The organism is Planobispora longispora (genome assembly GCF_016863135.1).
Taxonomy (GTDB): domain Bacteria; phylum Actinomycetota; class Actinomycetes; order Streptosporangiales; family Streptosporangiaceae; genus Planobispora; species Planobispora longispora.
The window spans coordinates 86,578-111,576 of record NZ_BOOH01000014.1 but is presented as its reverse complement, the minus strand read 5'-3'; the positions used below and the strand labels follow the sequence as shown (position 1 = coordinate 111,576).

Annotated in this window: 24 protein-coding genes; 9 read left to right on the top strand and 15 right to left on the bottom strand. The window is 72.0% G+C overall.

Features of this window, described 5'->3' with window-relative positions:
- Nucleotides 1–5 precede the first annotated feature (5 nt).
- Nucleotides 6–668 carry a maltokinase N-terminal cap-like domain-containing protein gene (locus tag Plo01_RS07705; protein WP_203889823.1) on the bottom strand — a complete coding sequence of 221 codons (663 nt, stop codon included), beginning with the start codon at nt 666–668 and terminating at the stop codon, nt 6–8.
- Nucleotides 669–913: 245 nt separating this feature from the next.
- On the opposite strand from Plo01_RS07705, the gene Plo01_RS07700 reads away from it, so the two are divergent.
- The 3 genes from Plo01_RS07700 (at nt 914) to Plo01_RS07690 (ending at nt 3,719) form a co-directional block, all read left to right on the top strand.
- Nucleotides 914–1,468 (top strand): carboxymuconolactone decarboxylase family protein, encoded by a 555-nt coding sequence (locus tag Plo01_RS07700; protein ID WP_203889822.1) that lies wholly within the window; start codon nt 914–916, stop codon nt 1,466–1,468.
- Nucleotides 1,469–1,522: 54 nt separating this feature from the next.
- Entirely contained in the window at nt 1,523–2,482 is a 960-nt protein-coding gene (locus tag Plo01_RS07695) for a hypothetical protein (protein ID WP_203889821.1), read from the top strand.
- Nucleotides 2,483–2,630: 148 nt separating this feature from the next.
- The gene (locus tag Plo01_RS07690; protein ID WP_239316000.1) at nt 2,631–3,719 is read left to right on the top strand and encodes a carboxylate-amine ligase; all 1,089 of its coding nucleotides are present in this window, start codon (nt 2,631–2,633) and stop codon (nt 3,717–3,719) included.
- On the opposite strand, the gene Plo01_RS07685 is transcribed toward Plo01_RS07690, so the two are convergent.
- Nucleotides 3,708–5,285 carry an NAD(P)-binding domain-containing protein gene (locus Plo01_RS07685; protein ID WP_203889819.1) on the bottom strand — a complete coding sequence of 526 codons (1,578 nt, stop codon included), beginning with the start codon at nt 5,283–5,285 and terminating at the stop codon, nt 3,708–3,710. The genes Plo01_RS07690 and Plo01_RS07685 overlap by 12 nt on opposite strands.
- 361 nt (nt 5,286–5,646) lie before the next feature.
- Here Plo01_RS07685 and Plo01_RS07680 point away from each other — a divergent pair, with 361 nt between their 5' ends.
- Nucleotides 5,647–6,042: a nuclear transport factor 2 family protein gene (locus Plo01_RS07680; RefSeq protein WP_203889818.1), complete on the top strand. Its 396-nt coding sequence runs from the start codon at nt 5,647–5,649 to the stop codon at nt 6,040–6,042.
- A gap of 424 nt (nt 6,043–6,466) precedes the next feature.
- On the opposite strand, the gene Plo01_RS07675 is transcribed toward Plo01_RS07680, so the two are convergent.
- A complete protein-coding gene (locus Plo01_RS07675; RefSeq protein WP_203889817.1) occupies nt 6,467–7,072 on the bottom strand; it encodes a carboxymuconolactone decarboxylase family protein in 606 nt (201 codons plus the stop codon).
- Between the two features lie 300 nt (nt 7,073–7,372).
- Here Plo01_RS07675 and Plo01_RS07670 point away from each other — a divergent pair, with 300 nt between their 5' ends.
- On the top strand, nt 7,373–7,972 hold the full coding sequence (locus tag Plo01_RS07670) for a dihydrofolate reductase family protein (RefSeq protein WP_203889816.1): 600 nt from the start codon (nt 7,373–7,375) through the stop codon (nt 7,970–7,972).
- A gap of 32 nt (nt 7,973–8,004) precedes the next feature.
- On the opposite strand, the gene Plo01_RS07665 is transcribed toward Plo01_RS07670, so the two are convergent.
- The 3 genes from Plo01_RS07665 to Plo01_RS07655 all read right to left on the bottom strand — a co-directional run bounded on the left by Plo01_RS07665 (nt 8,005) and on the right by Plo01_RS07655 (nt 13,947).
- Complete coding sequence (locus Plo01_RS07665) at nt 8,005–10,044, bottom strand: cellulose binding domain-containing protein (RefSeq protein WP_203889815.1); 2,040 nt, start codon at nt 10,042–10,044, stop codon at nt 8,005–8,007.
- Between the two features lie 121 nt (nt 10,045–10,165).
- A complete protein-coding gene (locus tag Plo01_RS07660; protein WP_203889814.1) occupies nt 10,166–11,047 on the bottom strand; it encodes a hypothetical protein in 882 nt (293 codons plus the stop codon).
- Nucleotides 11,048–11,238: 191 nt separating this feature from the next.
- A complete protein-coding gene (locus tag Plo01_RS07655; protein ID WP_203889813.1) occupies nt 11,239–13,947 on the bottom strand; it encodes an ATP-binding protein in 2,709 nt (902 codons plus the stop codon).
- Between the two features lie 101 nt (nt 13,948–14,048).
- Between Plo01_RS07655 and Plo01_RS07650 the strand changes: the two genes are divergently transcribed.
- Entirely contained in the window at nt 14,049–15,140 is a 1,092-nt protein-coding gene (locus Plo01_RS07650; RefSeq protein ID WP_203889812.1) for an alkene reductase, read from the top strand.
- A 33-nt stretch (nt 15,141–15,173) separates the two neighbouring features.
- Here the strand turns inward: Plo01_RS07650 and Plo01_RS07645 are convergent, their stop codons facing one another.
- The 3 genes from Plo01_RS07645 to Plo01_RS07635 form a co-directional block, all read right to left on the bottom strand.
- Nucleotides 15,174–16,121, bottom strand: a complete 948-nt coding sequence (locus tag Plo01_RS07645) for a MerR family transcriptional regulator (RefSeq protein WP_203889811.1) — start codon at nt 16,119–16,121, stop codon at nt 15,174–15,176.
- Nucleotides 16,122–16,232: 111 nt separating this feature from the next.
- Complete coding sequence (locus Plo01_RS07640) at nt 16,233–16,685, bottom strand: DUF1761 domain-containing protein (RefSeq protein ID WP_203889810.1); 453 nt, start codon at nt 16,683–16,685, stop codon at nt 16,233–16,235.
- On the bottom strand, nt 16,678–16,944 hold the full coding sequence (locus Plo01_RS07635) for a hypothetical protein (protein WP_203889809.1): 267 nt from the start codon (nt 16,942–16,944) through the stop codon (nt 16,678–16,680). Before Plo01_RS07635 ends, Plo01_RS07640 begins: the two co-directional genes overlap by 8 nt.
- Nucleotides 16,945–17,304: 360 nt before the next feature.
- Here Plo01_RS07635 and Plo01_RS07630 point away from each other — a divergent pair, with 360 nt between their 5' ends.
- The gene (locus Plo01_RS07630; RefSeq protein ID WP_203889808.1) at nt 17,305–17,979 is read left to right on the top strand and encodes a hypothetical protein; all 675 of its coding nucleotides are present in this window, start codon (nt 17,305–17,307) and stop codon (nt 17,977–17,979) included.
- Nucleotides 17,980–18,003: 24 nt separating this feature from the next.
- On the opposite strand, the gene Plo01_RS07625 is transcribed toward Plo01_RS07630, so the two are convergent.
- Nucleotides 18,004–18,864, bottom strand: a complete 861-nt coding sequence (locus Plo01_RS07625; protein ID WP_203889807.1) for a class I SAM-dependent methyltransferase — start codon at nt 18,862–18,864, stop codon at nt 18,004–18,006.
- A gap of 241 nt (nt 18,865–19,105) precedes the next feature.
- On the opposite strand from Plo01_RS07625, the gene Plo01_RS07620 reads away from it, so the two are divergent.
- Nucleotides 19,106–19,798 carry a formylglycine-generating enzyme family protein gene (locus Plo01_RS07620; protein WP_239315998.1) on the top strand — a complete coding sequence of 231 codons (693 nt, stop codon included), beginning with the start codon at nt 19,106–19,108 and terminating at the stop codon, nt 19,796–19,798.
- A gap of 49 nt (nt 19,799–19,847) precedes the next feature.
- Here the strand turns inward: Plo01_RS07620 and Plo01_RS07615 are convergent, their stop codons facing one another.
- Together Plo01_RS07615 and Plo01_RS07610 are read right to left on the bottom strand one after the other, a co-directional pair.
- A complete protein-coding gene (locus Plo01_RS07615) occupies nt 19,848–20,750 on the bottom strand; it encodes an NAD(P)-dependent oxidoreductase (protein WP_203889806.1) in 903 nt (300 codons plus the stop codon).
- Nucleotides 20,751–20,857: 107 nt separating this feature from the next.
- Nucleotides 20,858–21,745, bottom strand: coding sequence for an NAD(P)-dependent oxidoreductase (locus Plo01_RS07610; RefSeq protein ID WP_203889805.1), 888 nt, complete (start codon nt 21,743–21,745; stop codon nt 20,858–20,860).
- A 157-nt stretch (nt 21,746–21,902) separates the two neighbouring features.
- Here Plo01_RS07610 and Plo01_RS07605 point away from each other — a divergent pair, with 157 nt between their 5' ends.
- Nucleotides 21,903–22,238: a winged helix-turn-helix transcriptional regulator gene (locus tag Plo01_RS07605; RefSeq protein WP_203889804.1), complete on the top strand. Its 336-nt coding sequence runs from the start codon at nt 21,903–21,905 to the stop codon at nt 22,236–22,238.
- 198 nt (nt 22,239–22,436) lie between these two features.
- Here Plo01_RS07605 and Plo01_RS07600 read toward each other — a convergent pair whose 3' ends face one another.
- The 3 genes from Plo01_RS07600 to Plo01_RS07590 all read right to left on the bottom strand — a co-directional run bounded on the left by Plo01_RS07600 (nt 22,437) and on the right by Plo01_RS07590 (nt 24,976).
- Nucleotides 22,437–23,402 (bottom strand): alpha/beta hydrolase, encoded by a 966-nt coding sequence (locus tag Plo01_RS07600; RefSeq protein WP_203889803.1) that lies wholly within the window; start codon nt 23,400–23,402, stop codon nt 22,437–22,439.
- Between the two features lie 24 nt (nt 23,403–23,426).
- Complete coding sequence (locus Plo01_RS07595; RefSeq protein ID WP_203889802.1) at nt 23,427–24,419, bottom strand: alpha/beta hydrolase; 993 nt, start codon at nt 24,417–24,419, stop codon at nt 23,427–23,429.
- A gap of 170 nt (nt 24,420–24,589) precedes the next feature.
- Nucleotides 24,590–24,976: an ArsR/SmtB family transcription factor gene (locus Plo01_RS07590; protein WP_203889801.1), complete on the bottom strand. Its 387-nt coding sequence runs from the start codon at nt 24,974–24,976 to the stop codon at nt 24,590–24,592.
- Between the last annotated feature and the right edge of the window lie 23 nt (nt 24,977–24,999).

Below are 24,999 nucleotides of genomic sequence, written 5' to 3'. Positions count from 1 at the left end.
GGAATCTAGGTGCGGGGGCCGGTGCGCAGGACGGCGAACAGCCCTCGCGGGCGGGTGCCGTCCGGCAGGCTCCAGGAGCCGGCGACGTGGCCGGTCGCCTCCGGGGGGAGAGGCGCGTCGTCCGGGGCGGGACGCAGGACCCGGTGCAGACGGAGGGCCGCGCCCTGCGATGCGGGCAGCTCGGTGCCCTCCCGGTCGTCGACGGCCGTGACGGTGAAGTCCGCGGGGGTGAGGCCGTCGCCGAGGTAGGAGCGGGTGACCTCCCGGTCGGGGGCGTCGCTGACGTTCTGGTCCTGGGCCTGGACCCGGCCCTCGATCAGGGCCAGCAACTGGGCGACCAGCACCGGGTCGTGGCAGCCGTCGTAGGCCCAGCGCCGTCCCAGCACCCCGTGCTCCATGGTGCCGACGAGGGCGTGCTCCGCCCCGTCGAGCGGGGCGCCGCGATAGGTGAGCGGCACCAGGTAGGCGGCCGGGTGGGCGCCGGAGGTGTCGGTGACCACCATGAACTCGATCCCGACCTCCCCTTCCGGGTCGTCCAGCCGGAAGCCGCCAGCCTTGGCCAGCGCGGGTTCGCCGGCGCCGCCGAGATACCACGGCCGGGAGGGCAGCCAGGAGGTGAGAAGTTCCAGCTTGGTCGGCGTGAGGGTGGTGCGGTGGATGACGGCCATGCCCAGGATTCTCTTCCGTTGATCGGGACGATCTTCGTATCTTTCCATCTGCCTTCGGGGCGGATCGGCGAGGGGTACGGCAGCCGCGCAGGCGGTGCGCGGCGGGGACCGCATAAATAGAGCAATTAGCAAGAAAAGGAAATGGTTGACATTCACGGCGTCGAATGTCGATTATTTCGTTGATCACCTGAATGCTTCGACCAGTCGGCGAGTACTCTCCGGCGCATGCCGGAGACGGAGGAAACGTGCCGCACATCACTCTGGGCTCCGACGAGCCCGGCATTCGAGGGCTGTTCCGCTACCGGCCGGAGACCGCCGGTCCGTTGAACGAGCTGGCCGAGGTGCTGCTGCGCGGGGACAGCACGCTGTCACGCGGGGAACGGGAACTGATCGCGGCATACGTGTCGGGATTGAACCAGTGCCGGTTCTGCTGCTCCTCGCACTCGGCCTTCGCGGCCGCCCAGCTGCCCGAGGGAGCGGCGCTGGTGGAGGAGGTGTGCGCCGACCCCTCGGCCGCGCCGATCCCGGCCAAGCTCCGAGCCCTGCTGGCGATCGCGGCCGCCGTACAGCAGAGCGGGCGGAACGTCACCGGCGAGCATGTCGCCGCCGCGCGGGCGGCCGGCGCCACCGATCGGGAGATCCACGACACCGTGCTGATCGCGGCGGCGTTCTGCATGTACAACCGCTACGTCGACGGCCTGGCCACCGTCGCCCCCGACGACCCGGCCGCCTACGCGCGAGCCGCCGAACAGATCGTGGCGGTCGGTTACACCGGTACGGCGCGGCCCGCCACCTCCTGATCACCGGCGCCGCGTCCGAGAACCAGCCCTCCAGCTCCGGGAGAAAGGCCGCCGATGGCGTCTACCGTCCCCGTTCCCGTCCCCGATTCCCCTCCCGCCGACCTCCCCCGCCGCCGAGGATTGATCATCGTCGCGAGCGTGCTGGCCGGAGCGGCGCTGGCGGCGCTGTGGTCCTTCCACTTCGTCGACAGCGTGATCGGCGACAACGTCGCCAACACGCTGCTCGGCTACGACGCCAAACAGGCCGCGATCGACGGTCTGGCGGCCGGGACGCTCTTCGCCTTCGTCTCGGGGCTGGCCGGCACGTTCACCGCGTGCAACATCGCCGCGTTCGGTGCGATCGCGCCGATGGCCCACGTCCGGAGCGGTGGGGGATCCGCTGCGGCGTGGCCGGGCGGGATCGGGGCGACCCTGCGGCCGATCGGATGGCTCGCCCTGGGCATGACCGCGGTCTCGGCGGTCTACGGCGCGTTCGGCGCGCTCGTCGGGCAGCAGCTGCCCCAGCTGTCGGAGACGCCGGCCGGCTCGGGGATCTCCCCCCGGCTGCTGCAGGCGTCGATCGTGTTCGGCGTGATCGGCCTGGTCTTCGTCTATCTGGGTCTGGCCGCGCTGCGCGTGGTCCCCGATCCCTTCGCCCGGCTGTCGCGCCGCTTTCCCCACCTCCGGCTGGTCGTGATCGGCGCGCTGATCGGCGGGTTCCTCGTCGGACGGCCGTTCCCGCTGTTCCGCAAACTGTTCGAGTACGCGGTCGAGACCCACAACCCCTTCTACGGGGCGGCGGTGTTCGTCCTGCAGTCGCTGGGCAACATCACGCTGGTGGCCCTGCTGTTCATCGTGCTGATGCACGCGACCGGAGGCCGCTTCGCCCGCTGGATGACCGCCTCGCCGTCCCGGGTCGTGACGATCACGGCGGTGGCGTTCATCGCCTTCGGCGCGTTCACCTTCCTGTACTGGGACCTGCGTCTGCCCGCTCGCTTCGGCTACGGCTGGTTCCCCACGGCGCCGTGGCAGTGAAAGCAGCGGCGCCCTGGCGGTGAAAGCAGCGGAGAGGCACCGGCGCGATCGGCGCCGTGACAGCGCTCGCGATCTTGATGGTGAGGTGGAGATGCCGACCCCCGCACGATTTTCGTCCTCCGGGCCGCCCGACACGGCCCGCCCGACGATGGGAGTGGAAGAGGAGTACCTCGTCGTCGATCCGCGGACCCGGGCCGCGGTTCCTCACGCGGCGGCGGTGGTGAAGCGGGCCGAGGCGCTGCTCGGCGATCAGGTGGGTACGGAGATCACCCGGTTCCAGGTGGAGACCAAGACGCTGCCGTGCGCCGATGCCGGGGAGCTGGAGCGGCAGCTGCGGGAGCTGCGGCTGGCGGTGAACGCCGCGGCCCGGGAGGAGGGGCTCGCGCTGGTCGCCTCCGGCACACCGGTGATGGGCGCCGTCGTCCCGCCGCCGATCACCGACCATCCGCGCTACGGGGTGGGGATCGCCACCTACCGGTCGTTGCACGACGAGCAGAGCATCTGCGCCGGTCACGTCCACGTGCACCTGCCCGACAGGGAGCGGGCGGTGCTGGTGGGCAACCATCTGAGGCCCTGGCTGCCGGTGCTGATCGCGATGACGGCCAACTCCCCGTGGTGGGAGGGCCGCGACACCGGGTACGCCAGCTGGAGGACGCTGTGCTGGGGCAAGTGGCCCGTGGCCGGGCCGCCGCCGTACATCGGGAGCCTCGCCGAGTTCGACGAGCTGATCGGTGCGCTGACGGAGTCCGGTGCGCTGGTGGACCCTGGGACGATCTTCTGGGATGTCCGGCCCTCGGCGCGCCTGCCGACGCTGGAGGTGCGGGTGGCCGACGTCCCGCCCACGGCGGCGGAGTCGGCGCTGCTCGCCGCCGTCGTACGCGCGCTGGTGACGGTGTCGTCGGCGCGCGTCGAGAAGGGCGACCCGGGCCCGCGGCTGTCGGGAGAGCGGTTGCGGGTGGCGTACTGGCGGGCGGCCCGCGACGGCCTGGACGGATGCGGCGTCGACCCGGTGACCGGCGGGCTGCGGCCCGCCGCCGACCTGGTCTCCGACCTGCTGGAGCACATCGGCCCGGCGCTGGAGGAGACCGGCGACCTGGACGCGGTGACCCGGCGCTGGGCGTGGCTGCGCGCCGCGGGCACCGGCGCGGCACGCCAGCGGGCCGCCTACGAGCGGCGAGGACGGCCCGCCGACGTGGTCGACGATCTGATCGGGAGGTTCCTGGACTCAGCGCCGTAGCGCCCCGGTCCGCACCGGCTCCAGCTGGGCGGTCAGGAACTCGCGCAGCGGTTGCGCGTGCCGGACCCGATCCTTCCACTCGGCCAGGAGGTCTTCCAGCAGGTGCCGTTCGGCGAGCGGCTCGCCGTGCCGCCAGGCCCGGATCACCGGGTGCAGGAAGGCGCATTCATGAGCCCGGTCCGGAGTGGGATGCCGCTGGATGGCGAACACGTCGGGGTACTCCTGGCGGCCCCAGCGCAGCGTGAGGGTGAAGTACAGGCCGTGGCCGGAGAACCGGTCGCGGGCGTAGTCCTCCGGCAGGTCCTCGTAGTGGTGGATCACCCCGGTCGCTTCGTCGACCGCGTACGCGTCGCACAGGTACTCGAACTGGGTCCACAGGGCCGAGCTGTGGTTGACCCGCCGCAGCATGGCGTCGGTCAGCGCGTCGGGGTCGATCGGGAGCTCCTGCCGGGGCAGGGGCGTGCCGTCGTAGCGCTCGGCCAGCAGGGCGGACATCGTGCGCAGGTTGTACCGGAACCCGTCGATGAACGCCGAGGAGGCGCGCTTGAAGTCGCGCGCCTGCATGAGGGTTCCGGCGAAGTACAGGCCGTCGACGTTGACCGACTGGAAGTCCGGGCCGATGGCCGGGATGCGGCCGCCCGGGGCGAGCTCGGGTCGGCAGGATTCGTCGAAGAGGGTGGTGTCCATGGTGAAACCGGTGCAGCGCAGCACCCGGTCGTACTGCAGGACCGTCTGCTCCCCGTCGGCCAGGGTGTAGGTGATGGCGACTTTGAAACGCCCGTCCTCGCGCCAGATGCGATCGATGTCGCACTCCAGCACCCCGTGCAGGGTTTTGAACCAGTAGCTGTCCAGGAAGGCGCCGTACTGGCCGCGCACGTGGCCGGGGTGTTTGCTCGTCCAGGACAGGCGGACCGGGCGCGGGCTGGCCAGGTGTATCACGGCGGCGTGCGGGAGCAGCTCCTGGGAGGTCTCGAACGCCGAGTTGCCCTTACCGATGATCAGCACGTGCTGGTCGGTGAAATCCTCCCCCCGCAGGGACACGTCCTCGTATCCGGTGGAGAGCTCGATGCCGGGAATGTCGGGTATGTAGGGTCCGCCCCACCCGGTAGCGAGGATGACGCATTCAGCGTGGAAGGTCTGGCCGGCGGTGTGGACGGCGAAGCGGTCGCCGAGCTTCTCGATCCGCTCGACGGGGGTGGAGAAGCGCACGTTGAGACCGTGATGGCGCTGGAAGTCGCCCAGATAGCGCACCAGGTCGTCGGCGTGCGGGAAATACTCGCGAGAGTAGCGGGGGAACAGCAGCTCGGGGGCGTCGTTGAGCAGGGAGTTCCAGTCCCAGCGCAGCGCGATCTCCGGGTCGTCCTGGGCGGTGTGGACTTTGTTGAGCGAGATCAGCCGGCGGTGGCGCGGGTAGTGCCGGAAGAAGGCGCCCGGGGCGCTGTCGCGCTCCAGGGTCAGATAGTCGGCGCCGGCCCGATGCAGGAAATAGCTGATCTGCAGTCCGCCGGGACCGGCGCCGATGACGAGGTAGCGGTGGACGTGGGAATCGGTCTCCGTCGCGGTCACCGGCCCGCACGCTCCGTCGTGGCCGGTGCTGTGGCCGGTGCTGTGGTCGGTGCTGTCAGGCGAGGTCGAGAAGGAATGCGGTCCACCGGCCCGTCGGATTGCAGCACGGACGCTCCTCTGCGAGAGAACGAGGTATATACCGGGGAAGGGCGGGGGCCCGGCCCGTGCACATGATTGTCGCGCTCCCGTCGCGATGTCAACGGCTCGATTCCCCGGCCGGGAAGATTTCTGGAGCGCATTTTTCTCAAGCCCTTTCCTGAAATACCGATGACCTATATGATCTCCGCGGAGTAGTTATCCCTCTCGCCGATTCTCGTTGACAAGTATTGGTTTGCCGAGGTCATCGCGTTAAGGAGTGAACATGCTCGACCACCCCAACAATCTCCTCGCCCGTGAGAGCTACGACGCGCTCGCAAAGGGTGACGTGGCCCATATCCGCGACAACCTTCTCGCCGATGACGTCGTCTTCCACGTTCCGGGCGGAGGCCCGCTGGCCGGCGAATACCGCGGCAAGGACGAGGTGGCGGGCTACCTGACGCGGCTCGTCGAGCTCGCCGGCGGCGCGCTGCGGATGGAGCCCGAGTCGTTCCTCGTCGACGAGGAGCACAGCGCGGCGCTGCTGCGCATCCGGGGGGAACGCGACGGTCGCGTCCTGGACGAGAGGGGGGTCCAGGTGTTCCGGTTCCGCGACGACAAGATCGTCGAGCGCTGGAGCTATCCGCCGGACCCCCGCAGCGGCGACGAGTTCTTCGCCTGACGGCGCACATCCCGCCCACCGCCCGCCGGTACGGCGTGCGGTGGGCGGGATGCGCCGGCCCTCCTTCGCTCGGTTCTCCTTCGTCGGCTCCTCTTGCGTTCGTTCCTCCTTCACCGGGTCCTCTTGCGTTCGGCCCTGCTTCGCTCGCTCCTCCTTCAATGGGTTTTCTCGCGTTCGGTTCTCCTTGGCCGGGTCCTCTTCCGTTCGCTCCTCCTTCACTGGGTCCCGCTTCGTTGGGTTCTTCTCGTTCGGTCCTCCTTCGCTCGGTCCCGCTTCACTGAGCTCTTCTCGTCCGGTCCTCCTTCGTGGGGATGCCGCCGGTACGGCGGTGCGGACGGGCGGGGCGGGCGAACCTCCTTTCCGGAATCGTCATACGGGCTGGAGTTGCACGACCGGAGTCGTCATACGGGCTGGAGCGGAGTCGTCACGCGGGCTGGAGCTGCGCGTCCGCCAGGACGGCCAGATAACCTCCCGTCAGTTGCGCCCGCTCGGCGTAGTGGTCGGGATCGTCGGAGGCCGCGGTGCCCAGTCCGTCGACGTAGCGGTTGAACATGCAGAACGCGGCCGCGATCAGCACGGTGTCGTGTATCTCCAGGTCCGTGGCGCCCGCCTCCCGCGCGGCGGCCACCTGTCGCGCCGTGACCCGCCTCCCGCCCTGCTGCACGGCGCCGGCGATCTCCAGCAGAGCTCTCATCTTGTCCGACACCGGCGCCGCCTCCAGGTCCGTGTGGACCTGCTCGACCAGGGTCATCCCCTCCGGCAGCCGCAGGGCGGCGAACGCGGCGTGGGTGAAGTAGCAGAACCGGCACCGGTTCAGCGCCGAGACGTACGCCGCGATCAGCTCCCGTTCTCCGCGGGACAGGCTGTTCTCCCCGCGCAGCAGCACGTCGCACAGCTGGTTCAGTGGAAGTGCGGTCTCCGGACGGAACCGGAAAAGACCTCGGATTCCAGGTTCATCGGATTTCAAAGTGATGTACGGGCCGCCGGTTCTCCTCTCGTCGTTGTCCGGCCAGGTGGTCGAAAGTGTCATCTTCACTTCTCCTCGGTGTCGGGAAAGGCGGTCGCGGTCCGGCCGCCCGGTGGATCGAATTTATTTCCCTTTCTTTTCCGTGTGTTCAATCTCTGTGTATTAAATATGCGTCACCGCCGGTTTCCGCACCAGCGGCCTGCGATTCATCATGTTGACCGGAGGTGGCCGGTTCCTGCCGTGCGGAAGGTTTGACAGCCGATCGGGATCCAGCCCGGCCGGCGTGTAGAGAACGGGCGGACGGCTCCGACCTCATGGTGAAGGCGGCGCCGGACGGGCGCTGGGAACGCGGGAGGCAGTGAGATGAGCAAGGTCACCTGTGACATGGCGGTGTCCGTCGACGGCTTCGTGGCGGGGCCGGGCCAGAGCCTGGACAAGCCGCTCGGCGAGGGTGCGGAGGAGCGTCTGCACCGATGGATGTTCGACGAGCCCGAGCGGCACGCCGCGGTGATCGAGGACATCACCGCGGCCGGGGCCTTCATCATGGGCCGCAACATGTTCGGTCCCGGCCGCGGCGCCTGGGACATGGCGTGGCGCGGCTGGTGGGGTGAGGAGCCGCCGTACCACGCTCCGGTCTTCGTCCTCACCCACCACCCGCGGGAGCCGCTGCCGATGAAGGGCGGCACGACGTTCTTCTTCGTCACCGACGGGATCGAGGCGGCGCTCGCCCGGGCGCGCGAGGCGGCGGGCGAGCGCGACGTGGCCGTGGCGGGCGGCGCGCAGACGGTGAACCGGTACCTGGCGGCGGGGCTCATCGACGAGCTGCGCCTGCACGTCGCGCCCGTGATCCTCGGCAGGGGCGAGCGGTTGTTCGACGACGTCGGGGACGTCACCCTCGAGCCCGTCGGCGACCCCTCGGGCACCGGTCTCGTCACCCACCTGACGTACCGGGTGATCCGCTAGAGGGCCGCGTCCGGATCAGGTCCGGTCGATCGTCACCGGGTCGTGCAGACGGTCCCGTTGAGGGTGAAGACGGCGGGCAGCACGTTCGGGCCGCTGTAGTTGCCGACGAAGCCGATCGTGGCCGTCGCGCCGGTGGCCAGCGAGCCGTTGCCGGGCTCGTTGACGACCTTGACCTCCCGCCCGTTCTGCGTCCAGACGGCGCTCCAGCCGCTGCCCAGACTCTGCCAGGTCGTGGGCCAGCCGAAGGTCAGGGTCCAGCCGTTGACCGGCGCACCGTGGTTGGTGATGTCGATGGCGCCGACGTAGCCGCTGGCCCAGTCGGTCTGCTTGGTCAGCCGTACCGAGCAGGAACTGGAGGCGGGGGTGCCGGTCGTGAACGTCAGCGGCGCGGAGGGCGCGGAGACGCCGCCGCCGCCGTCCCGCGCGATCACGTTGACCGTGTGGCGGGTGCCCGGCTTCAGGTTGGTCGCGGTGAGAGAGGTGCCGGTGGTCTCGCCGATCTGCTCGCTGACGGCTCCGTTCTGGCGGTAGACCTCGTACTTCACGATCGGGCGCGCCCCGGCGGGGGCGGCGGGCCAGGAGATCGTGGCGTTCTTGTCCGTCACGTCCGAGGCGCTCGGCTGTCCCGGCGCGCCCGGCAGTCCCGCCGGAGCGGAGGCGGGACGCAGGACGATCGTGGTCAGGGAGAGGGGCGGCAGCGTCCGGCCGGTCGCGCTGCCCGTGGCCGAACGGGTGATGCTCGTGGCGCCGTTGGTGTGGGTCAGCACGGTGGGCGCTCCGGACGCCGGGCTGAAGCCGGAGTAGTCGATCTCGACGGGGTAGGAGGCGTCGGACGACGTGTTGATCAGCAGGACGGCCAGATCGCCGTTCGCGCGGCGTACGGCGTGCGCGGTGACCTTCGCCTGGTCGGTCGCGGCCCGGACGAACCGGTCGCCGGGGCGGGCGAACTCGCTCACCATCTGCAGCGCGTAGTACGGCGCGAAGGGCGTGTTCAGCGGCGGTTCGCAGACGCCGCCGTCGGAGGTGCACGTCCCGCTCGACAGCAGGCCGAAGTCGCCGTAGTCGGTGTGTCCCTCGACCTGCGTGACGTTGCCGATGCCGTTGTGGACGTTCCACCAGTCGACGGTGAACACCCCGTTGGCCAGCAGCGTCGCGTAGGCGTCGGCGGCGGCCAGCGCGCCGGGCTGGGTGTTCGTGCCGTTGCTGCTGCTGCCGGTGTTGAACTCGGTCATCGCGATGCCGACCCGCTCGGAGCGGGCCCCGGTGTGCTCGGCGATCTGCCGGCGGACGAGGTGGATCATTTCGGGGATGTGCGCGGTCTTGTCCAGGGCGCCGGGGTACCAGTGCAGGATCACGAAGTCGATCTTCTGTCCGGCGGTGGACAGGACGACCTCGTTCCAGCTTCCGGCGTCGTCCCCGGCGACTATCCCGTCGGGCCAGTTGGCCGGGGTGGTCAGCACCGCGCCGATCTTGATGGTCGGGTCGACGGCCTTCATCGCGTCGGAGTAGGCCACGACGTGGCGCGCGTACTCGGCCGGGCTCTTGTCAGCGTGGTCGTCCGCCTCCCAGGCGGTGCCGTAGTGGCCGTTGCCGTAGTTCTCGTTTCCGATCTCCCAGTACTTGACGCCGTAGCCCTTGGTGACGTTGGCGTGCCGCACCCAGGCCGCGGCCTCCTCCGCCGTGCCGGTGCCGTAGTTGGCGGTCACCATCGGCTGCGCCCCGGTGCGCCGTACGCCGCGCATGAAGGCGTCGAAGTCGGTGTCGGGCGCCACGTAGCCGCCGGGGGCGGTGTGGTCGGCCCAGTGGTAGATGTCGGAGTACGAGCCGCCGGGGTAGCGCAGCAGCTTCATGCCCGCGTCCTTGAGGAGGTCGGCGGTCGCGTCGGTGCCCAGATTGCTGTCCCAGATGGCATGGTTGGTGCCGATGCCGGTCTCGGGGACGGGGGCGAGCGCGGCGCGGGCGTTGACGGTCACCCCGACCGGGGCGACCTCCTCGGCGTACGCGGCGGGGACGTTCAGAACGGCCAGTGTCAGCAGGACGGCGGACGCGGCCCGTAACGGAGATCGTGGCATCGGCGCACCTCGCAACGGATAGCGGTATTCACTCGACGCCCCCCTGACCGAGGCACCATGATCATGGGCGGTCGCCCTCTATCCGTCAACAAACGGTGAAAGTTTCACGCCGGCCGGTCGGCTACGTGTTGCCGGCGTCCGGCGGGATGGGCTCGTTCAGCTCGCGGACGTACTCCAGCAGGTCGGCTTCGTCGATGACCTCGTCGGCGGGCGGGGCGGCGATGACGAGACGGAATCCCCAGCCGGTGTAGCGCGTGTCGCTCCGCTTGACCAGCGGATCTCTGCCCTCTCCCACGGTGTCGGCGGTGATGAGGCGCTTGAGCAGGCCGTCACGACCGGTCCAGAGCTGCCAGGAGACTTTTCCCTTGCTCTTGCTGCCGACGGGCCGGCCCGAGGCCCAGCTGATGAAGGCGCCTCCGGAGATCTTCCTCATCTCCTGGTAGCTCATGGAGCCCCGGTAGAGGAAGCCGCCGGGGACGGGCTTGCCGGTCGAGCACTTCAGCACGGCCTTCAGCACGGACGGGGTGTACACGTCGATCGGCTGCTGGCTGGCGTCCCGGGCCATGTCCCGGGCGGCGGCTCCCCTGTGGTGGTTCGGGAACCTGATCCACTTCTTGCCGTCCGGAACCGGCCCGGGGTACTGGTCGCTGTCGTCGTACACGTCTGCGCCGACGCGGATCACGCGGTAGGACTCGGACTTCTTGGACGGGAGCCCCTTGCCGCCCGGCGGGGGAAGGGTCCGCCAGGTGAAGTCCGCGGCCGCCGGACCCGACGGGGCGAGCTGGAGCCTGCCGTTGATCCGGGTCCCGCTCCCGGAGACCGCCGACTTCCTGCCGAAGAAGTAGCGGTTGGTCTCGGAGATCCGGACGCCGTGCTCGCTCCGGAGCTGCCGCTTGATCGCGTGCGCCGGATCGGGGGGCCCCGTCTGCGCGGTGGCGGGACCCGCGGCGACCGGTACGGATGCGATCAGCACGGTGATCGCCAGGGCAGCCCATCGCCTCATGGGGATTTATCCTTATTTCCGGGCTTTTGGGGGATTTGTTAAAAGCATTCACTGGGATCGAAGCGCGAAACCTGTCGTATCCGGTCTACCAGACCGGCCCGCGCATCCGCACGAACAATCCCTGATGATCCCCGTTCTCGTCCGCCCGCTTCCCCGTTCTCGTCCGCCCGCTTCCGCGCGCCCGCCGCTCCCTACGCGGGCACGAGGCGGGGACGGAGCAGGGCCAGTTCCCTGCGGGAGGATACGCCCAGCTTCGGATAGGCCTTGTAGAGGTGGTACTCGACGGTCCTGGGACTGAGGAAGAGCTGGGCGGCGATCTCCCGGCTGCTGTGGCCCTCCACGGCCAGCCGTACGACCTGGAGCTCCTGCGGCGTGAGGCGGTCGAGCAGGTCGGCGGCGGCGGTCCCGGCGGGCGTGACCGACTCCCCGGTGGCCTTCAGCTCGGCGCGGACGCGCTCGGTCCAGGACGTCGCGCCCAGCCGCTCGAAGGCGCGCAGCGCCGAGTGCAGCGGGATCCTGGCCTCGCTGCGCCGCCTGGCCCGCCGCAGCCACTCCCCGTACAGCAGCTCGGTGCGCGCCCTCTCGAACGGCCTGCCCCCTTGCTCGTGCAGTTGTACGGCCCGCGCGTAAAGGTCGCCGTCGTCTTCCACGAGGGCCTGGCAGCGCAGCGCCACGGCCCGCGCCCACGGCCTGCCGCCCGCCCGCGCCCATTCCCGGAACCTGGCCAGCGGTCGCGCGGCGCGTTCGGGCTCGCCGAGCCGTACGGCGGCCTCGACCTGGTCGGGAGCGGAGGTCATCAGGACCGTGGTGTGGCGGCCGGGGCCGAGCCAGGCGCGCTCCAGCCGTTCGAGGGACGGCCGGTAGCGGCCCAGGCCGAGGTCGAGGAGGCTCAGCCCGCAGTCGGCGGGCACGCCCCCGGCGTCGGGGCGGTTCTCGGTGAGCTCGCGCAGGCGCGCCTCGTCCCCCTCCATCGCGGAGATCCTGGACAGCGTGGTGTTGATCCGGCCGATGCGCCGGTGCTGCCCGGTGTCGGCGGCGATCGCGATCCCCTCGGCGGCGGTGGCCTCGGCGTCGCGGCGCAGGCCGTTGAGGAGCTGGGCCTGCGCGAGCTGGTGCAGGACCCGGGGGAGCCGGCCCGCCAGCCCCAGCCTGCGGCAGCGCGCCGCCTCGGCGGCGGCGAGCTCCTGGGCGACGTCGTCGGCGCCGAGGATCACGGCGGCGTGGACGCGGTGCATCCAGTCCGTGTCGTCCCGGGCCATCAGCTCGGCCAGGAGCGGCAGCCCGGCCGCGTAGTCGTCGTCCACCAGGCGGGCCAGCCCCTGGACCAGGGGGTCGGCGGGGGACAGGACGGACGCCGCCTGGACCGACGGGGCGTCGCCCGCGAACCAGGCGTAGGTGGCGGCGGTGCGCGCCATGGCCTGCGCGCCGTCCGGGGATTCCCGCCCCGCCTGATCGGCGTGGTCGAGGAGGAGACGGGCGGCCGCGAGCGGGTCACCCTGCTCGAACTCGACCGTCGCGTTCACCAGCGCCAGCCGGGCCCGTTCCGCCGGGTCCCGGCTCAGGGCCGTGGCCCGTCCGGCCAGTTCGGCGGCGCGGCGCATGTCCCCGGCGCGCAGGGCCAGCTCCGCCGCGTCGCCCAGCCGCCGGGACCGGGCCGCTGGGGCGGGGGTGAGCTCGGCCGACAGCTCGTACAGCCTGGCGGCCTCGGCGAGGCCGCACTTGGCCCGGGCCCGGAGCGCGGCCCCCTCCAGCTCCGCGGCGACGCTCTCGTCGGGGGCCGTCGCCGCGGCGGCCCGGTGGCGGGCCCGGCAGTCGGGGTCGGTGGCGGCCGCGGCGAGCGCCTCGTGCACCGCCACCCTCCGCGCGAGCGGCGCCCCCTGGTAGGCGGCGGCGAGGATCAGCGGGTGCCGGAAGACGGCGGCGGTGTCCGTGACCCGGCCGGAGATCCGTACCAGCCCGGCCCGCTCGGCCTCCCCGAGGTCTTCCAGGCCGACGCCCATGACCGCGGCCGCGCCCAGGACGCTGGGCAGGTGACCGCGGGCCTCGGCGGCCAGGATCAGCAGCATGAGCCGGGCGCGCTCGGAGAGGCGGCCGATCCTGCCCTGGAAGGAGGCCAGCACCCGGTCGGTCACCGGCAGCCGGCCCAGGGTCCGCGGCTCCTCGCGCTGGGCCGCGCCGAACTCGATGAGGGCGAGCGGGTTCCCCGCGGACTCGGCGATGATCCGGTCGCGTACGGCGGGCGGCAGGGACCGCCCGCCCCGCTCGTCGATGAGCATGCGGGCGTCCTCGGGGCCCAGCCGGGAGAGCGTGATCTCAGGCAGGCCGGAGGCGGGGAATGCCTCGTCATCGCGCGCCGCGAAGATCACGACCACCCCCTCGGCGGCGAGGCGGCGGGCGACGAACGGCAGGGTCTCGGCGGTGGCCCTGTCGAGCCAGTGGGCGTCGTCGATCAGGCAGAGCACCGGGCCGTCCTCGGCGAGGTCCGCCAGGAGCGTCAGGACGGCCAGCCCGATGAGGAACAGGTCGTGCCCGCGGGCGGCGCCCGAGCCGAACGCCTCGTGCAAGGCCCCGGCCTGGGACGGGGGCAGCCGGTCGAGGCGGTCGCGCACCGGCCAGAGGAGCTGGTGGAGTCCGGCGAAGGCCAGGGTCGACTCGGCCTGGACGCCGGTGGCCCGCAGGACGCGCATGCCGTCCCGCGTCTCCGCCCGCACGCCCGCCGGCGTGTTCTCCGGCGTGCCGTCCCGCATGTCCGCGGACATGTCCGCCACGTGTTCGAGCAGCGCCGACTTGCCGATGCCCGCCTCGCCCAGGATGACCAGCGCACCGCTGCGGCGGTGCTCCCGCGCCTCCGCGATCAGCTTGGTGATCGCCGCCAGTTCGGTGGTCCGCCCGTACAACACGGATCAAAGGTACGTGGTTCAGTACCGAAAGATTACGGATTCGCCCGGTAGCTTCCCGCTCGTACCTTCATGACCTGCCGGAACACCACAGGAGGCATGAAGTGAGCGAGTTGTTCGAGCCGCTGACCGTCGGCAAGCTGGACCTGCCCAGCCGTCTCGTGATGGCCCCGATGACCCGCAGCAGGGCGTACGGCGGGCGGGTGACCGAGCTGACCGCCGAGTACTACGCGCAGCGCGCGGGCGCCGGCCTGATCGTCACCGAGGGCACCCAGCCGAACGTGATCGGCCAGGGGTACATCCATACTCCGGGCATCCACTCCCCCGAGCAGATCGAGGCCTGGCGGGCGGTGACGGACGCCGTGCACGCGAAGGGCGGCAGGATCTTCCTGCAGATCATGCACACCGGCCGGGTCGGGCACCCGTCCCTCTACCCGGACGGCGCGCTCCCGCTCGGTCCCTCGCCGATCGCCTCGGGGGAGAAGCTGTTCACCGGCGAGGGGCTGGTCGACCACCCGGTTCCCCGGGAGATGACGCTCGCCGACATCAGCCGGACCATCGAGGACCACGCGGCCGCGGCGCGCAACGCGATCGAGGCCGGGTTCGACGGGGTGGAGTTGCACGGCGCCAACGGCTACCTGATCCAGCAGTTCCTCGCCGACGGGAGCAACCGGCGCACCGACGCCTACGGCGGCCCGGCCGAGAACCGGATCCGCTTCGCCGTGGAGGTCACCGCCGCCGTGGCCCACGCGATCGGGCCCGACCGCGTGGGCCTGCGGATCTCACCGGCGAACACCGGCAACGGCATCACCGAGAGCGACCCCGGGGAGGTCTATCCCGCGCTGGCGCGGGCCCTGGCGCCGTACGGCCCGGCCTACCTGCACGTGATGGAGACGGGCCCGCGGGAGATCACCGAACTGGTCCGGGCCGCGTGGCCCGGCGTGCTCGTCCTCAACCCGGTCACCGCGCCGGACGCCGCCCCGCACACGTCCGTCGAGGCGGGAACGGCCGCGCTGCGCGAGGGCCTGGCCGACGCGATCTCCCACGCCCGGCTCTGGCTGGCCAACCCGGACCTGCCCGAGCGGATCCGTGCGGGCGGGCCGTTCAACGACGCCGATCCCGCCACCTTCTACGGCGGCGACCGGCGCGGCTACACCGACTACCCGGCGCTGGAGGAGTCCCGCGACAGCCGGTGAACCGGTCGATCCACCCGTGTCCCGGCCGCCGGGTCACTCCGGCATCCGGGCGCGCAGGGCCCGGATGGTCCAGTCGAGCACCGGGGTCAGGCTCTCCGGGGCCGGCCAGTCGTTGATCACCGCGAGGCTGCGGAGATACCGCTCCCTGCGGGGATCGTTCGCGGTCTCCAGCCGGGTCAGCAGCCGGCGGCGGAGGGCGGCGTCGTCGGGATGGCCGCAGTCGTGCGCGTACCGGGCCATGACCGCCTCGACGACCGGATCGGCCTGGGAGGAGGACGGGTCGACGCCGGCCGCCAGGACCGGGCCGACCTGTTCACGGACCGCCGCGACGGGGTCGCGGCGCAGGGCGTCGCCGTCGCCCCGCGCCCGGTCGTCCGCGTACTGCTCGACCACGCGCCGCATGACGGCGCGGAAATCCGGGTCCTGGGACAGCCCGGCCAGCTCCACCCACGCCTCGACCTGCTCGGTCCCGGGGTCGTCGGGCAGCTCAGGGGTCATCGAGCGGGCGACCCCCCCGAGCCCCCCGAGTCCGGGACCGGCGTCCAGGTCGCCGAAGACGGCGTCGAGGAAGTCGGCGACCAGGCGCCGGCGTTCGTCCTCGGAGAGCCCGACCAGCTTGTGCATGAGATCCATCTCCTCAGGGGTGGGGTCGCGCCCGGCCACCGCCGTCAGCACCGCGCGCCGCAGGTTCAGCGTGCGGATCTGCACCGTCAGCGCCGCGGCGTGCGCCGCGGCGACCTCGGCGAGCGAGACCTCCCGGTCCAGGACCTTCCGGACGGTGGGGAGGTCCAGGCCCAGAGCGCGCAGTGTCCGCACGAGTTCCAGGCGTGCCACGGCCTCGGCGTCGTAGCGGCGGTAGCCGGCCGGACTGCGGTCGGTCGGCGGCACGATCCCGCGGTCGGAGTAGAACCGGACGGCCTTCACCGTCAGCCCGGTCCGCCGGGCCAGCTCGCCGATCGAGTAGAGCGTGTCGCCGTTCATGCCCCCACCCTCGCGCCTCCCCTTACGGGAGACTCAACCCCGCTCCCCGGACCCCCGGGCCCGCGGACCCCCGGGCCCGCGGGTCGCCGGGTGCCCGGCGAGACGACGGGACTACAGCCAGACGCCGGCGATCGTGCCGAGCACCAGCAGTTTCACCAGCCAGTCTCCGGCGTGGATCACCGCGAGGCGCCACGGGGTGTTCTCGTGGACGATGGCGCCGGTCCACAGGACGGCCGGGAAGCCGATCCACAGGACCAGCCCCAGGGCCAGGCCGCCGGGCCAGGTGTCGATCCCGGCCTGTACGGCCAGGCCGGTCACCACCCCGGCCAGCACGAGGCAGCGTCCGGCCTCGGCCGCGAACGTCCACGGTGGAGCCTTCACCGGTGGAGCGGTCGCCGGGGCGGCGGTCGGATCGGTGGTGGCCGGGCCGGTGGTGGTCCGGCCGGCGGTGGCCGCCGTACGCGCCGCCGTCAGCCGGTCGCCCAGGACGGCGTAGTAGAGACCGCCCAGAACGAACGCCACGACGGTCATGACGGGGACGATGAGGAGGACGGACTCAGGCATCGACGCCACCGCCCTCCGGCGCCGACGCGAGCGCGGTCAGGCGCTCACGCCACCACCGCTCCTCCCGTACGGGGGCCGCGCCGGGGCCCGAGCCGTCCGGGCCCGAGCCGTCCGGGGCCGTGCCGGAACCGGGACCGTCCGGGCCGGGACCGTCCGGCCGGTGGGCCGACAGGAGTACGGCGCGTGTTGTGGTGTGACTCTCGTCCGTCTTGGCCGTGCGCATCCGGACGAGTCGTTTGGAAGATCGTCGCGCAGTCAACGTCTGCTCCTCGTTCACGGCGGCGACCCGCGACTCACGCTCACGAGACCCCGCCGGAAAGGGCATGACATGACCGGCGTCCCGAGGGCTCGCGCCCCCTTTGCCCCCGCTCGGCCGGTGGCGTGAGCACCGGAGGTGGGAGTTGGGCGCGGGACGGCGCCCGATACCGAATATACCCGCGAGCCGCCCGGCGGCACAGTGCTCCGAGCTTCCCGCCGTCGGGCGGCACAGCGCGCCGGACCTTCCGCCGTCAGGCTTCCCGCCGCCGGGCCGGGTGAGGACCGCGCCCTGCCGTACGGGGAGCGCGCCTGCCAGTCGGTCACATGTGGCCTTCAAGCGCCGGGCTCCAGAGTGGGCGGCGTGACCCGCGCGAGGAAGAAGACGAAGAACGCGACGCCGACCCGGTCCCCGAAGGGGGACGCCGCCGGCCGTCCGTCCGGGAAGACCGCCGTGCACGGGCGGCGGGACCGGCCCGGGAAGGCCGGCGCGCCGGATCGGGCGCCCGCTGCGGAGTCGAGGCGTTCCGAGCTCGGAACGAACATCGGGGTGGTGCTGTGCCTGGTCATCCCGCTGGGCCTGCTGGTCTGGGTGCTGGTCGCGGTCGTCGACGTGACCGCGTCGGAGACGAAGACGGTGCTCGACGACGCGGGCGTGACCGGGACCGCGACCGTCGTGTCCTGCGAGGCCTACACCGTGGGGTCGGGACGGTCGAGGCGCACGAACTACGACTGTGAGGCCCGTTTCGTGTTCGATGACCGGTCGAGGGAACCGGTCGTCATCGACACCGTCCCGGAGGTGGAGGTGGGCGAGGTCTTCCCGGCCGTGCTCACTCCCGAGGGGGACCGGGTGCTGCCCTCGGGGGCGCGGGGCGTGTGGCGGGCGATCCTGCCGGTCAGTGCGTTACCGCTCACGTTCGCCCTCGTCGCGTTCCTCACCGCGCTCGTGACGCGCTCCAGGAAGGCGATCATCTGGACAGGCGTGGTGCTGGCGGCCTTCGGCGCCGTGATGATCGTGGGAATCGTCGTCGGGACGTGAGCACGCGGGACGGTGTCCCCGGGGTCAGCGGGCGGGGACGACCGCGCGGGCCAGGCGGCACAGGTCGGTGGGGCGCAGGGGGTCGGAGCGGCGCCACAGTGCGGGATCGAGGCTGTCCGCCTGCCGTACGTGCCCGGCCGTCTCAAGACCGTGCCGCTTCAGTACGGCCGACAGGTCCTCGGGAGCGAAGAAGGTCAGCCAGGGCTCGCCCCGCTCGGCGGCGGCGGGGAGGGCGAAGTCCGCGTAGGCGCTGCTCCGCTCGTCGCGGAGGCCGGGAGGCAGGGCGTACTCCATGATCAGCTCCGTGCCGGGGGCGGAGCGGCCGAGGGCGGCCAGCGTGGCGTCGATCGCGTCGCGCGTGAGGTACATGGACACCCCGAGCCAGCTCACCAGGGCCGGTCCGGACGGGTCGAACCCGGCGGCGGACAGGCTGGACACGAGGTCGTCGGTCTCGAAGTCCACGGGTACGAAGGTCAGGCCGTCCGGGCGGGAGATGCCCGCGGCGGTGAGCAGTTCGCGTTTCCACCGCTGCGTGGCGGGATGGTCCACCTCGAAGACCCTGATCCGGCGGGTCGGCCGGGGGCGGAGGGCGAAGGTGTCGAGGCCCGCGCCGAGTATCACGTACTGCTCCACGCCGTCGCGGGCCAGCTCGGCCAGGCGGCGCTCGGTGTAGTGGCTGCGCGCCGTCACCTGCGCGCGGACGCCGGACAGGATGAGATGGTCGCCGTGTACCCGGTGATAGCCGATGATCTCCTCGGCGAGCGCGCCGAGGAGGGGTGCGGCGACGGTGTCGCGGAAGATGAAGGGCTCGCGGTCCACCACGAGGTGGGCCGCGCGGGCGGCCGCCGCCATGACCGCGGTCTGGCTCGGCTGCGCTTCATGCATGGATCGTCGTTCCTTTCATGGCATTTCACGGTGCCTGGAACGATGATGCTAAATGCATTTTCAGCCTATTCGTCGCCATCATATCAAATGCAAATAAATTTCAAATCGCCGATCGGTGAACAAGCAATCACGGAATTTCTCGTCTTCCGTCGGCGGTCGCACCCGTTTCCCGGGCGGGGGCCGCACACCGGTCGGCGGCGCCGGCATGCGGAGATCGTGGAGATCTAGGATGGGGACTCCGATGAACCCTGAGACGACGCCGGGCCGGACGGCCGCCGAGCACATGATCGAGATCCCCGCCGGAGTGATCTTCCTGCGGGACGAGGGCACGAAGAGGGTCTGGAAGGCTGAGGTGAGGGCCTTCCGGCTGGCGTCGTGTCCCGTGACCCGCGAGCTGTACGGCGCCGTCCGCGGACAGGCGCCCGAGAGCCCGGCCGGGCCGCGGACGCCGGTGACCGACGTCTCCTGGAAGGACGCCGTGCGGTTCTGCAATCTGCTCTCGCAGGAGGCGGGGCTCGACCCCTGTTACTCGACGGGCGACGACCCCGACGGGCACGACGTGGTCTGGGACCGGGAGGCCGACGGCTACCGCCTGCCGTCCGAGGCCGAGTGGGAGTACGCGTGCCGGGCCGGGACCCCGGGCGACCGTTACGGAGAGCTGGACGAGATCGCCTGGCACCGCGGGAACTCCGGCGGCGAGGCGCGCGACGTCGGCACCAGGGCGCCGAACGCGTGGGGCCTCCACGACATGATCGGCAACGTGTGGGAGTGGTGCTGGGACGTCTACGACCCCGAGGTCTACGGCCCGTACCGGGTGTTCCGCGGCGGAGGCGTGCACGACCACCCGAGGGGATGCCGGGCGTCGTGCCGCCGTAAGAGCCACCCGTCCTTCCGCATCGACGACCTCGGATTCCGGCTCGCCCGGTCGTCGTGAGGGGTGCGGCTCCCCCGCCGTCCGGCGGCGGATGGACGCGGCCGGGTGGTCAGCCCCGGGAGACCGGAGCCGCGGAGGGGCCCGCGAGGGTCTCGGCCAGGCGGGAGAAGCTGTCCCCGCCGTGCCCGGCCTCGACCGCGCGCCGGGCGGCGGCCCGGGCGGCGTCCATCACCCCGGTGTCCAGGCCGCGGGCGTGGGAGACGTGGGCGATGTGCTCCATGCTCGCCAGGGCCGAGGCGATGGTGGACGCGTCGCCCGGGTGGACGCCGTCGTCGATGTGCCGCGCGAACTCGTCGATGACGCCCGGCATCAGATCACTGATCCCCCGGGCGAACGGGGCGAGCTCGGCGGCCGTGACGCCCTCGGCCCCGGCCAGGGCGAAGGCGTGCACGAGGCCGCTCATGGACGTCCAGAACAGGTCGAGCAGGGCCACGTCGTACGCGGCCGCCCGGCCCGGGTCGGAGCCGAGGTGGGCGGCGGTGCCGCCCAGGCTCGCCAGCGTCGGCCGGTGCTCGCGGTAGAGGTCCTCCGGGCCGCTGTACAGGACGACGGCCGAGGGACCCCCGATGGTCTCGGTCGGGGACATGATCGCGCCGTCGAGGTAGCCGATGCCGTGGTCGTCGGCCCAGGCGGCCGTACGGCGGGCGCGCTCGGGCGAGTCCGCGGTGAGGTTCACCAGGGTCCGTCCCTTGAGCGCGTCGGCGGCGGGCTCGACGATCGTGTGCACGGCGTCGTAGTCGATCACGCAGGCGATCACCAGCGGGCTCGCCGCGATCGCGTCCGCGGCGGTGAGCGCGCGGGCGGCGCCCTGGGCGACGAGGGCGTCGGCCTTGGACGCCGTACGGTTCCACACGGTGGTGGGGTGGCCGTCGCGCAGGAACGCGCCGGCCAGCGCCCGGCCCATCGGGCCCAAGCCGAGAACCGTCACCGGTGAGCGGTCGCCGTCAGTCATGTGCTTACTCCAAAGAGGTCGTCCGGATGGCCGGAGCCGTCCGGCCAGGAGAGGCCGTTCGGCCGGGGAAGTCGTCAGGTCGGGAGGGGGCGCCCGGTCGCGGGGCCTCAGTTCCCGGCGTGGTCCGTGTGCAGAAGGTCGATCAGGCTCGAGACGGCGCCGGCGCCCCGGCCGGCGGCGACGGCCCGCCTGAGCAGCGCCCCCATGGGCTCCACCAGCTCGGTGCTGACCCCCTGCGCCCTGCTGGCGTCCAGCAGGTTGACGTAGCTCGCCGCCTGCATCTCCACGTTCGAGTCGTCGGCCGAGTGGTCGCCGGAGTCGAGCGCCGCCGCCATGGCGGGAAGGCCGGCGATCATGGCGTTGAGCCACGCGACCACCAGGGGCGTGAACTCCGCCGCCGGGACCTTCTCCGAGCCGGTCATGGCGACGGCGTGGAAGAACCCGCCGAACATCCCGTACATCGCGCTGAGCAGCGCCAGGTCGTACAGCGATGCCCGACCGGCGTCCTCGCCCAGGTAGGTGGCGGTGCCCAGGGCGCCGAGGGTCCGCTCGTGGGCGGTGAAGGCCTCCTGCGACCCGCTGTAGAGGATCAGCGCCCCGTCCTGGCCGATCATCGGGGGCACGGCCATGATGCCGCCGTCCACGTAGTCCACGCCGTGCCCGGCCGCCCACCCGGCCGTCGTGCGGGCCTGCTCGGGCGTGCCGTTGGTGAGGTTCACCAGCGTCCGGCCCGTCAGAGTCCCGGCCACCGGGTCGAGGGTCTCGCGCACCGCCTCGTAGTCCAGCACGCAGATCACCGTGACCGGGCTCGCGGCGACCGCCTCGGCGGCGGTGGCGGCCACCGTCGCGCCCCGGGCCGCGAGCTCTCCGGCCCTGCCCGCCGTACGGTTCCACACGGTCGTCGGGTGCCCGCGGTCCAGGAGGGCCCCCGCCAGCGCCCGGCCCATCGCCCCCAGCCCGATGACGCTCACCGGTGAGCGGTCGCTGTCAGCCATTCCACGCTCCAGTTCGGTTCAGTCGCGCCGCATCGACGTGCGGGCGGCCCGGACCGGGAGATCGGCCGGGCATGTCGATGTTCACGCTTTACTGAACTTCTCTCAAGTACCTACTATTTTTTCAGGTACCCACCTTTTTGTAAGTATGGAGAGCGGGATGAAGAAGCGAAGCTACAACTGCGGGCTCGACGCCGCCGTCGACGTCGTGGGCGGGAAGTGGAAGGCGCTGATCCTGTGGGCGCTCCACCATGAACCCCTCCGGTTCGGGGAGCTCAGACGGACGGTGTCGGGAATCAGCGAGAAGATGCTGATCCAGCAGCTCCGGGAGATGGAGACGTACGGCCTGGTGCACCGTGAGGTCTACCACCAGGTCCCGCCGAAGGTGGAGTACTCGCTGACCGAGTTCGGCCAATCCCTCAACACCGCGCTCATTCCCCTCGGCGACTGGGGCGAGAGGCACATGGAGACCATCGAGGCCATCCCCCGCGACTGACCGGGTACGGCCGCGCCGGCGAAGAGGCGGGGGGCAGTCCGGCGGCAGGCCGGTGGAGGGACCGGCGGACGGGAAATCCCTTCGCGGGATTTGCGTGAATCTGGGACCCATGGGACCGGTGGGAATCCGGGATCCACGGAACCGGCGGGAACCCGGGCACCCAGGAATCCTGGTTCCGCGAGGACGGGGGATCTCTCGTCAGAGCCGGCCGGCGGTCGCGCTCCGGACGGCCCGGACGACCGCCGCGCTTCCGACGGGACCGAGTGTGATCGTGTAGTGGTTGACGCCGTCCACGGTGGACTCGGCGACGCCGGGCAGCCACTCGGCGGCCCGGCCGGGGGAGTACAGCGGCGCGTCCGGTTCGTCCAGCATGCCGCGGGCCGCGCGGAGGAAAACGGCGGGCGCCGGCAGGGGCCGGGGGAGGACGCCGGGCAGCGCGTACACCTCCGGGGCGTCGGCGAGCGCGGCCTCCAGGCGGCACGCCGCCACGAACCCGCTCCCCACGCCCGCCGCCTCCACCAGGTCGTAGTCCGCGTAGGCGGCGCACGCCTCGGTCCAGTCGGCGAACGCCGGATGCGCGCGCCACAGGTCGCGATACTCCTCCCGGGTCGCGAAGGTCCGCCGCAGCCGGGCCAGCACCGGTCCCACGGTGCGCTCGATCGCCTCCGGCACGTCGCCCGCGCCGGGCGGCAGGGGCAGCGGCGCGCCGCCGTCCACCAGGACCAGCCGGTCGGCCAGGTGCGGGTGGCGCCGGGCGGTCTCGGCCACGACGAACCCGCCCATCGAGTGCCCGGCCAGTACGGCGGGCCCGCCCCCGTAGCGGCGGATCACCGCCGCGAGGTCGTCGGCGTGCGCGGCCATGCCGTACGGCGCGGGCAGGTCCCTGCTGCCGCCCCGGCCGCGCAGGTCCACCGCGACGAACCGGTGGTCGCCTCCCAGCTCCGGGCCGACCAGCGTCCACGCCATGTGCGAGGAGGTGATCCCGTGGGCGGCCACGACCAGCGGTCCCCGGTCCCCCCACACGCCGACCCGGAGGTCGCCGCCCCGGACGGGGACGGTCTCCATCCGGTGGCCCGGCTCCCGGCGGCGGCCCGGCGTCGCGTCGCCGCCCCACGGCACGACGTCGCCGCCCCACGGCATCACGTCGTCGCCCGATGGCGCCACACGTCACCACCCCGCGGCACCGCGTCACCGTCCCACGGCGGCGCGCAGCACCTCGGCGAAGTCGGCGGCGCGCTCGATGTGCGGGCTGTGCCCCACCCCGGCGTAGACGATCTCCTCGTAGGCCCCGCCCGCCGCGGCGTACCGTTCGAGCACCTCCCTGGTCTGAGCGACCATCGGCTGCGGCGGGCACAGCTCCTCACCCGGCCAGCCGGGCACCGCGCCGAGTTTGCCCAGGTTGGCCAGGTCGAACAGGGACGCGTCCGAGACGATCTGGTCGGCGTCGCCGCGGACCCAGGTCACCTTCGGCTTGACGGGGACCGTGACCAGGTCGTCGGCGATGCCGAACCAGCGCGGCGCCATGGCGTTGAGCACGCCGTGCTTCCCGGCGCCGACGCCGGGCCACTCCTCGGCGGCGGCCGCGTCACCGGGGTAGTTGCCCTCGGCGACGGCGGTGGACAGCACGGTGTCGAGCAGCAGTTCCTCGTCCGCGCCGAGGCTCGCCGGGTCGGCGACGTAGTAAGTCCGCAGGATCGTGCGGGGGCTGGCGGGGGAGTCGGCGGTGCGGTCGCCGGAGACCAGGCGCTCCACGAACTCGGGGTTGGCCGCGCCCGCCCCGCCCAGGCCGAAGCCGTACGGCGACAGCGGCGCCTCCAGCACCAGTCCGGCGACCCGCTCCGGGGCGTCGATCAGCAGCTGCATCGCCACGCCGCCGCCCATCGAGTGCCCCACCACCACCGGGCGCGCACCCGCCGGGAAGACCTCCTCCGCGTCCAGCAGCGCGGCCAGGTCGTCGGCGAAGTCGCGCAGCCCGCGGGTGGCGTCGACGGGGACCGTGTCGGTCTCCCCGTAGCCGCGCAGGTCGGGGGCGACGATTCGCCAGTGCGCGGGCAGCAGCCGTACCAGCGGCTCCCAGAACGCCCCGGAGGAGCAGTTGCCGTGGACCAGCAGCACGGGCGGGCCGTCGATCGGCCCCCGGACCAGCAGGTTGTGCCGGAGGCCACGTGCGGTGAGTTTCATGTACGGCATCCTGGCAGGCGCGTTCCGGCGGGCAATGTGGCCGGACGCCATAGTTTTCCCGTTCCGATGTCGTTCTCCCCCGGGTCCGGCGGGCCCGGCCGGTGTGTCCGGGGGCGCCTGTGCCCGGAGGGCGGCCGGCGCGCTGCGGGACCAGCCGGCGCGCGGTCGGGTCAGGCGCGCTGCCGCTGGGCCGCGTCGGCGCTCAGAACGCTTTCGAGCAGGCCGGGGAAGAGGGCGTCGAGATCGCCGCGGCGCAGCGCGTTCATCTTCGCGGTGCCCTGGTAGACCTGGCTGATCACCCCGGCCTCGCGGAGCACCCGGAAGTGGTGCGTGGTGGTCGACTTGCTGATCGCCAGCTCGATGGCCGAGCACGCCGCGCCCTCCCCCTCGCCCAGCTCGGCGAGGAAGCGCACCACCTGCAGGCGCATCGGGTCGGACAGCGCGTGCAGCACGGCCTCCAGGCGGATCTCCTCGCGCTCCGGGTGATCCAGGGCCCGGGTGGGTGAGGTCGACACGGCGGCTCCTCCTGTTGCTCCGTCCAATTGTACGACGACCATCGTAGTTTGACACATGCCGTACT